Annotated in this window: 2 rRNA genes; both read left to right on the top strand. The window is 53.8% G+C overall.

The window, feature by feature from the left end:
• Window positions 1-133 precede the first annotated feature (133 nt).
• Window positions 134-3,026: ribosomal RNA gene (locus HZS79_RS16670) — 23S ribosomal RNA — on the top strand.
• Window positions 3,027-3,168: 142 nt separating this feature from the next.
• A 5S ribosomal RNA gene (gene rrf, locus HZS79_RS16665) occupies window positions 3,169-3,284 on the top strand.
• Window positions 3,285-3,291: the final 7 nt, after the last annotated feature.

Below are 3,291 nucleotides of genomic sequence, written 5' to 3'. Positions count from 1 at the left end.
GCTCTTTAACAATGTATATCATGCTGACATAAACGCTTCTTTGAAGTGTTTATACGTAATTGTTTTGTGATACGTCTCAAGCGTATCCGGCAATCGTTATCATTGCGAGACACCAGACTCCTTCGGGTTATAGGGTCAAGCAATGAAGCGCACACGGTGGATGCCTAGGCAGCCAGAGGCGATGAAAGACGTGGTAGCCTGCGATAAGGCTCGGCGAGGTGGCAAACAACCTGTGACCCGGGCATTTCTGAATGGGGAAACCCACTCATCATAAGATGAGTATCTTACGCTGAATATATAGGCGTAAGAGGCGAACCAGGGGAACTGAAACATCTAAGTACCCTGAGGAAAAGAAATCAACCGAGATTCCCCTAGTAGCGGCGAGCGAACGGGGACCAGCCCTTAAGCATGTGACTGATTAGGCGAATGAGCTGGGAAGCTCAGCCGTAGCGGGTGATAGCCCCGTAGTCGAAAGTCTGATCATGTGAAATCGAGTAGGTCGGGGCACGAGAAACCTTGACTGAAGACGGGGGGACCATCCTCCAAGGCTAAATACTCCTGGCTGACCGATAGTGAACCAGTACCGTGAGGGAAAGGCGAAAAGAACCCCGGAGAGGGGAGTGAAATAGATCCTGAAACCGTGTGCGTACAAGCAGTAGGAGCAGACTTGTTCTGTGACTGCGTACCTTTTGTATAATGGGTCAGCGACTTATATTCAGTGGCGAGGTTAACCGTTTAGGGGAGCCGTAGGGAAACCGAGTCTTAACTGGGCGACACAGTCGCTGGATATAGACCCGAAACCGAGCGATCTATCCATGAGCAGGGTGAAGGTTGAGTAACATCAACTGGAGGCCCGAACCAGGATCTGTTGAAAAAGATTTGGATGACTTGTGGATCGGAGTGAAAGGCTAATCAAGCTCGGAGATAGCTGGTTCTCCTCGAAAGCTATTTAGGTAGCGCCTCACGTATCACCGCCGGGGGTAGAGCACTGTTTCGGCTAGGGGGTCATCCCGACTTACCAACCCGAGGCAAACTCCGAATACCGGTGAGTGCAAGCGTGGGAGACACACGGCGGGTGCTAACGTCCGTCGTGAAAAGGGAAACAACCCAGACCGTCAGCTAAGGTCCCGAAATCCTGGTTAAGTGGGAAACGATGTGGGAAGGCTCAGACAGCTAGGAGGTTGGCTTAGAAGCAGCCATCCTTTAAAGAAAGCGTAATAGCTCACTAGTCGAGTCGGCCTGCGCGGAAGATGTAACGGGGCTAAACCAGGTACCGAAGCTACGGGTTCATCCTATGGATGAGCGGTAGAGGAGCGTCGTGTAAGCCGATGAAGGTGAATTGAGAAGTTCGCTGGAGGTATCACGAGTGCGAATGCTGACATGAGTAACGATAAAGGGAGTGAAAAACTCCCTCGCCGGAAGACCAAGGGTTTCTGTTCGACGCTAATCGGAGCAGAGTGAGTCGGCCCCTAAGGCGAGGCCGAAAGGCGTAGTCGATGGGAAACGGGTCAATATTCCCGTACCGGACATGATTGCGATGGGGGGACGGAGAAGGCTAGGTGAGCCAGGCGTTGGTTGTCCTGGTGAAAGTGAGTAGGCTTGCATCTTAGGTAAATCCGGGATGCTCTAAGGCCGAGACACGAAACGAACTGACCACGGTCAGGAAGTCATTGATGCCACGCTTCCAGGAAAAGCCTCTAAGCTTCAGATCATGTGCGACCGTACCCCAAACCGACACAGGTGGTCAGGGTGAGAATCCCAAGGCGCTTGAGAGAACTCGGGTGAAGGAACTAGGCAAAATGGTGCCGTAACTTCGGGAGAAGGCACGCCGGCGTAGGGTGACGAGACTTGCTCTCAGAGCCCGAACCGGTCGAAGATACCAGGTGGCTGCAACTGTTTAGTAAAAACACAGCACTCTGCTAACGCGCAAGCGGACGTATAGGGTGTGACGCCTGCCCGGTGCCGGAAGGTTAAATGATGGTGTTAGCCGCAAGGCGAAGCTCTTGATTGAAGCCCCGGTAAACGGCGGCCGTAACTATAACGGTCCTAAGGTAGCGAAATTCCTTGTCGGGTAAGTTCCGACCTGCACGAATGGCGTAATGATGGCCACGCTGTCTCCACCCGAGACTCAGTGAAATTGAAATCGCCGTGAAGATGCGGTGTACCCGCGGCTAGACGGAAAGACCCCGTGAACCTTTACTATAGCTTCACACTGGACGCTGATGTTGCCTGTGTAGGATAGCTGGGAGGCTTTGAATCTCGGACGCTAGTTCGAGGGGAGCCAACCTTGAAATACCAGCCTGGCATCATTGGCGTTCTCACTCAGGTCCGTTATCCGGATCGAGGACAGTGTGTGGTGGGTAGTTTGACTGGGGCGGTCTCCTCCCAAAGAGTAACGGAGGAGCACGAAGGTACCCTCAGCACGGTCGGACATCGTGCAGTGAGTGCAAGAGCATAAGGGTGCTTGACTGCGAGACAGACACGTCGAGCAGGTGCGAAAGCAGGTTCTAGTGATCCGGTGGTTCTGTATGGAAGGGCCATCGCTCAACGGATAAAAGGTACTCCGGGGATAACAGGCTGATACCGCCCAAGAGTTCACATCGACGGCGGTGTTTGGCACCTCGATGTCGGCTCATCACATCCTGGGGCTGAAGTCGGTCCCAAGGGTATGGCTGTTCGCCATTTAAAGTGGTACGCGAGCTGGGTTTAGAACGTCGTGAGACAGTTCGGTCCCTATCTGCCGTGGGCGTTGGATGTTTGAGAAGGGCTGCTCCTAGTACGAGAGGACCGGAGTGGACGCACCTCTGGTGTTCCGGTTGTCACGCCAGTGGCATTGCCGGGTAGCTATGTGCGGACGGGATAACCGCTGAAAGCATCTAAGCGGGAAGCCCCCTTCAAGATGAGACATCCCTGAGGCCTAGAGCCTCCTGAAGGGCCCAGCGAGACCAGCTGGTTGATAGGCACGGTGTGGAAGCGCTGCAAGGCGTTGAGCTAACGTGTACTAATGGCCCGTGAGGCTTGACCCTATAACACCCAAGGGGTCTGGTCGCAGTGATAACGAAAACCGGATACGTGACTCAAGCCCAACGTGACACACGAAGGGCGTGAGACGAAAGAGACGCCACAAAACATAGTAACAGCACAGCATGATATACATGACCAGTTACGCCTGACGACCATAGCACGCGTGAACCACCTGATCCCATGCCGAACTCAGAAGTGAAACCGCTTAGCGCCGATGGTAGTGTGGGGTCTCCCCATGCGAGAGTAGGTCATCGTCAGGCACTTATT

The organism is Vreelandella zhaodongensis (assembly GCF_013415115.1).
GTDB lineage: Bacteria > Pseudomonadota > Gammaproteobacteria > Pseudomonadales > Halomonadaceae > Vreelandella > Vreelandella zhaodongensis.
This window is presented reverse-complemented; position numbering and strand designations above follow the sequence as displayed.